The following is a 6,005-nucleotide window of genomic DNA, read 5'->3' on the forward strand; positions in this document are numbered from 1 at the left end:
CCTTCGTCACATGTCGAAAATCGTCTCAAGCTATACGACCCTGGCGGCAACATTTATTATTAAACAAGCTCTAAAATCTCATGCGCAATATTAACCACAGATACGTCGTTTTGAAAAAAACACTATCTTTGTATGTTATGGCATATTTCAACAATAGATTCATGAAATTGACAGCAATACCTCGACGTATGATACTTGGTATTGGAATCTGTGTCTCCGGCGCAGGAATTACTCCGGTTGTATCGGCACAGGTGTCAATTACAGGCGACGCATACCCTCCTATTTCTATCTCGCCGGATGCATCAACAGGGCTTTCGGCTGTTTATGTGTTGCATTCATGTCCAAGCAATACTTCAATATCATATCAGTCAAAAAACACCACCCACCCTATCTGGTATACTTTCGGACATCTTGGAGCCGCATATGCCGAGCCAATATCTGAGGATAAAATCAACTACTCCGGCTCGGAATCGATATTAAATGATGTGCGTTCAGATTGCGGATATGTAATTGAGGACGGTAATTCACGTACATATTTCTGGATAATTGATTATTCTGAGTATGAACTTCTCCTCAGTTCACTATCAGTGAGCAGCGACAGTGATTGCTATACCACGATATTGAATCTTGGAGGAGATGCCTATCCGATATATTATTATACGATAAACGGGCGTCGCAACGAATTGTCGCGAGAGATGTCGCTGAAATATACTACGATGGAATATTCGGCTGATCATCAGGGGTATATTGAGGCCTCGGCCTCAATATCACTACCAAATGCAGATGGCGCAATACATTGCACCTCTGCGCTATGCGATACGGAGTACATTCTTACCGGCGATAGATTTCTGCGCGAATGGGGATTGCCCGAATTGACGGTAAGCACTGAAATGATTCCGGCACGTCGTGTTGATGCACATACCTCGGCAGAGCAGGAAACAGAGACTTTCGATAACCAGCAGAGAACTTCGACAGGTGAAGGGTCTGCCACCCTTGGAGGCTCGGCGCCGGTTGAGATTTCATTTGTCGCAGATGTCACTCCTGCTGCGATATTTACAGAGTGGCAGATGTCAAGCCATCCGGAATTTGAAGATATACAATTACGCGACAAAAATCTTGAATTTACCCGTACATTCCGCGATGCCGGCACAACCTATGTGCGTTTCATGGCGGCAGATGCCGGTGGTGAATGTGAATATTACTCGGAGACATATCAGATAAATATAGGAGAATCCGACTTACACTGTCCAAATGCATTTTCTCCGGAGGGTTCCCCCGGTATAAATGACGAGTGGAAAGTAAGCTACCGTTCAATCACGGAATTCAAATGCAGCATATTCAACCGCTGGGGAATATGTGTCGCAACTCTTGATCATCCGTCACAAGGATGGGATGGCAAGTATAAGGGAAAATATGTCGGTTCAGGTGTTTATTATTATGTAATAAAGGCCCGTGGAGCCGATGGCCGTATTTACAATCTCAAAGGTGATATCAACATCATAAAGTACAATAACGAAAATCAAGGCACCGCCTCTCCCCAACAATAAGACTCAACAAATATGCAAATTTATTATCATAGACTAATAGCAACCGCACTGTTTTGCGGACTTTTTTCCGGCACAATAAACGCCGAGACACCCAACATAAAGAATGGCGATTCGTCAACTTTGTTTACCACCGTAGTCAATCCGAAAATACCGTCAAAGGTAACATTTGCAGGGCAGACTGTCGATCTTGACCGAGTGGACTTATTCGAGCGTCTTGACCGAGAGCTTACATCCATGGCTTATACACATGGTAATACTCTGCTCACTATAAAACGGGCCAACCGCTACTTCCCGAAGCTCATCCCGATATTGAAAAAAAACGGAGTCCCCGAAGATCTTATATACCTCGCTTGTATAGAGAGTACTCTTAATCCTCGTGCATACTCCCCGGCAAAGGCTGCAGGCCTATGGCAGTTTATTCCATCTACGGGAAAAGAATATGGTCTCGAAGTAAATGAGTTTGTCGATGAACGCTACCATCCGGAGAAAGCAACACAGGCAGCATGCAGATATCTCAAAAACGCCCTTGCAAAATATGGCAACTGGGAGTCTGTCGCCGCAAGCTATAATGCCGGCATGGCTCGTATATCCAAGGAACTCGAAGCGCAGAAAAGCAAATCAGCCTACGACTTATATCTCAACGACGAGACATCGCGCTACATATTCCGCCTTATCGCCATGAAGCTAATCATGGAAAACCCTAAAGCGTATGGTTACCGCATCAACTCCGACCAATTGTATTCACCGGTACGCACAAAGACGGTCGAAGTAAAGGGCTCTGTAGAGGATTGGGCGGCATGGGCGAAATCTCATGGCATAAGCTATCTTACTTTGCGTGATTTCAACCCGTGGATAAGGGCAAAATCGCTTCCTAACAAGACAGGAAAGACCTATCAGGTAGAAATTCCTCTTGCTGAAGATATGCACCGCTCCACAAGCAGGACACATGTTTACAATCCGGCCTGGGTAGTGGATTGATGACGGATATGGGAGCAGCCTATACACTCCCTATTCGACGCTTGTTTCTTAAAATTGTCTTAATTTTATGAAGAAGGATATTCCCGAAAATATTCCGGCAGACGCCGATAAATTGTCGGTGTTGGGCGCACGCGTCCATAATCTGAAAAATATCGATGTTGACATACCTCACAATTCGCTTACCGTGATAACCGGACTTAGCGGAAGCGGAAAGTCGAGCCTCGCGTTCGACACAATTTTCGCAGAGGGACAGCGTCGGTATATCGAGACATTCTCGGCTTATGCACGTAACATGCTCGGCACGCTTGAGCGACCGGATGTAGACCGCATTACCGGTCTGAGTCCGGTTATTGCCATTGAGCAAAAAACGATAAACCGTAATCCGCGAAGCACCATAGGCACAACAACCGAGGTGTACGACTATATGCGTCTGCTATTCGCACGCATCGGTGTGGCGCGAAGCTATATCAGCGGAGAGAAGATGGAGAAATATACCGCAGAGAAAATCGTGTCGCTTATATTATCACGATATGACGGGCGTAAAATCTATGTTCTCGCCCCGCTGGTGAAGAATCGAAAGGGCCACTACAAGGAACTATTCGAACAACTGCGAAAGAAAGGATACCTTACCGTAAGGGTTGATGGCGAACTCCGCGAAATTACGTTCGGCATGAAACTCGACCGTTATAAGAATCATTCCATAGAACTTGTGGTAGACAAACTGAAAGTAAACCGCAAGGATGCCATTCGTCTGAATGATTCCGTTGGAAACGCATTGCGCCAGGGAGACAAACAGATGATGGTCTACGACCTTGAGGAAGAATCCGTAGCCCACTACAGCCAGATGCTCATGGATCCGGAAAGCGGACTGTCATACAGGGAGCCCGCTCCACACAACTTTTCATTTAATTCTCCACAAGGAGCATGTCCCTGTTGCAAGGGGCTTGGCTATGTAAATATTATTGACCGTCAGAAACTGATTCCGGATTCGTCACAGTCAATCTACAAAGGTGGTATCGCAGCACTCGGGCCATATAAGAATACTATGATATTCTGGCAGATTTCAGCTATCTGTGAGAAATATGGGTGCTCGTTAAAAACACCAATATCGGATTTGCCTGAAGAGGCTCTAAACGACATCCTCAACGGGACTGACGAGCGTCTGCAGGTAAAGACCGATATGCAGAGTACCTACAATTATTTTCGCACATATGAGGGCCTCATAAAGTACATCGAACTTCAGCAATCGGATGATGCCGGAAGCAAGGCACAGAAATGGAGCGGACAGTTCTATTCGCGTGCTACCTGCCCTGAATGTGGCGGCCGACGCCTTAATCGAGAGGCCTTGCATTTTTTTGTTGACGGGTATAATATCTCCGATCTGGCACGCATGGATATCGGAGAACTGTATGAATGGACATCGCAGGTAGAAGAACGACTTGATTCGCGTAGTCAGATGGTAGGCGGAGAGATTCTAAAAGAGATACGCTCGCGCCTTCGGTTTCTTGTAGATGTCGGCCTGCATTATCTATCTTTGGACAGAGCCTCGGCTACACTTTCCGGAGGCGAGAGCCAGCGTATACGGCTGGCAACACAGCTCGGGTCGGAACTGGTCAATGTAATGTATATACTTGATGAGCCCAGTATAGGCCTGCATCAGCGGGACAACAAGCGGTTGATAGATTCGTTGAAGCGATTACGCGATGCATTCAACACTATTATCGTTGTCGAGCACGATAAGGAAGTTATGCTTGAGGCCGACTATATTGTCGACATAGGACCTAAAGCCGGACGTAAAGGAGGCAATGTAGTATTTGCCGGCACACCAAAAGAAATGCTTGCCAAGGATACGCTGACTGCACGATATCTCAACGGCACATGCACAATAGAACGTGGTTGCGATCCAAGGCCCGGAAACGGCAAATTTCTGCGTCTTGAAGGATGCACCGGACACAATCTCAAGAATGTCAATTTAGAGATTCCTCTGGGATGCCTGGTGTGTGTGGCAGGCGTGTCGGGTAGCGGGAAATCCAGTCTCATAAACGGCACATTGCAGCCTATACTAAGCCATCATTTCTATCACTCGCTGCAAGAGCCTCTGCCATATAAACGCATCGAAGGGATAGAGCATATCGACAAGATTGTTACTGTCGACCAGTCGCCGCTCGGGCGTTCGCCACGTTCCAATCCTGCGACATATACAGGGGTATTCTCTGATATACGTTCCCTATTTGTAAATCTCCCCGAGGCTAAAATCCGCGGTTACAGACCGGGCCGGTTCTCCTTCAATGTAGCTGGAGGCAGGTGTGAAACGTGTAATGGCAATGGATATAAAACAATCGAGATGAATTTCCTGCCTGATGTACTTGTGCCTTGTGAGGTATGCGGCGGAAAACGCTATAATCGAGAGACGCTTGAAGTGCGTTACAAAGGAAAGTCAATTGCCGACGTTCTTGACATGACCATAAACCAGGCAGTGGAGTTCTTTGCCGGTATTCCCAATATATTAAAGAAGCTCCAGGTGCTACAGGATATCGGACTCGGATATATCAAGCTCGGTCAACCGTCAAGCACACTCTCCGGAGGCGAAAACCAACGTGTGAAACTTGCGACAGAGCTCGCCAAACGAGACACGGGACGTACCTTGTTCATACTTGACGAACCGACTACAGGACTGCATTTCGAAGATATCAAAGTATTGCTTGGTGTATTGAACCGACTGGTCGAAAAAGGGAACACCGTAGTGGTGATTGAGCATAATCTCGATGTAATTAAATGTGCAGATTATGTAATCGACATGGGGCCTGAAGGTGGCAAAAACGGTGGAATGATAATCGCCACAGGTACCCCAGAGGATATAGCAAATAGTAGGTCGCCGACTTCATCATATATCGCCTATGAGCTTGAAGAATTAGATCGGCTGAAACAACAGCATAAGTAACCGGGTAAAGACCAAGGAAAATCAAAATATGGCAATGCCGCGTTCCTGCAAGAGCGCGGCATTGCCATATTTTGATTTTTCAATTTTTCAATGAAACAGGGCAGGTGGTATCTTATATTCAACAGAATTTCTGCTATATAACATATGGAAAAATTTGCAAAATTCACATTTCATATGTCAAAAACGCAAATTGGTGTTAAATAACAGAATATTAGTGAGTTGAACCGTTAATGAAATCTTATTAAGAAATCTTAACAACATATTTAGGTGTTATATTTGCAAATGTCAATTGAATTACTTCGGGCAAATGAGGGTGAATCAATTTGCAAATAGCATAGAATAGTGCGGATTTTGCAAATGCACACTGCAATCCCAAATCAAATAAATTTACATTATTAAACAGATTCTATCCGCAGGGTTGCTTAGGATATTTAAAAATCTCTGATTTGGAAAACAGAGTATATGGGCATCAATGAAGTTTGCAAAAGTAAAATAGCACGCTTAACACAAGTTAAAAATCCACCATAATAGCCTATAAC

General features: G+C 45.2%; 3 protein-coding genes. All 3 read left to right on the forward strand.

The window, feature by feature from the left end; translation table 11 throughout:
• Positions 1 to 161: 161 nt before the first annotated feature.
• On the forward strand, positions 162 to 1,547 hold the full coding sequence (locus tag K2I50_RS02850) for a T9SS type B sorting domain-containing protein (RefSeq protein WP_301024738.1): 1,386 nt from the start codon (positions 162 to 164) through the stop codon (positions 1,545 to 1,547).
• Between the two features lie 12 nt (positions 1,548 to 1,559).
• A complete protein-coding gene (locus K2I50_RS02855; protein ID WP_301024739.1) occupies positions 1,560 to 2,525 on the forward strand; it encodes a lytic transglycosylase domain-containing protein in 966 nt (321 codons plus the stop codon).
• A gap of 67 nt (positions 2,526 to 2,592) precedes the next feature.
• Positions 2,593 to 5,466: an excinuclease ABC subunit UvrA gene (uvrA, locus tag K2I50_RS02860; RefSeq protein WP_301024740.1), complete on the forward strand. Its 2,874-nt coding sequence runs from the start codon at positions 2,593 to 2,595 to the stop codon at positions 5,464 to 5,466.
• Positions 5,467 to 6,005: the final 539 nt, after the last annotated feature.

The organism is Muribaculum sp., assembly GCF_029051885.1.
Lineage (GTDB): Bacteria > Bacteroidota > Bacteroidia > Bacteroidales > Muribaculaceae > Muribaculum.

What these genes read in the sequence shown, in the direction of transcription:
- K2I50_RS02850 (WP_301024738.1), top strand. Translation starts at nt 162, where the DNA reads ATGAAATTGACAGCAATACCTCGACGTATGATACTTGGTATTGGAATC.
- K2I50_RS02855 (WP_301024739.1), top strand. Translation starts at nt 1,560, where the DNA reads ATGCAAATTTATTATCATAGACTAATAGCAACCGCACTGTTTTGCGGA.
- uvrA (WP_301024740.1), top strand. Translation starts at nt 2,593, where the DNA reads ATGAAGAAGGATATTCCCGAAAATATTCCGGCAGACGCCGATAAATTG.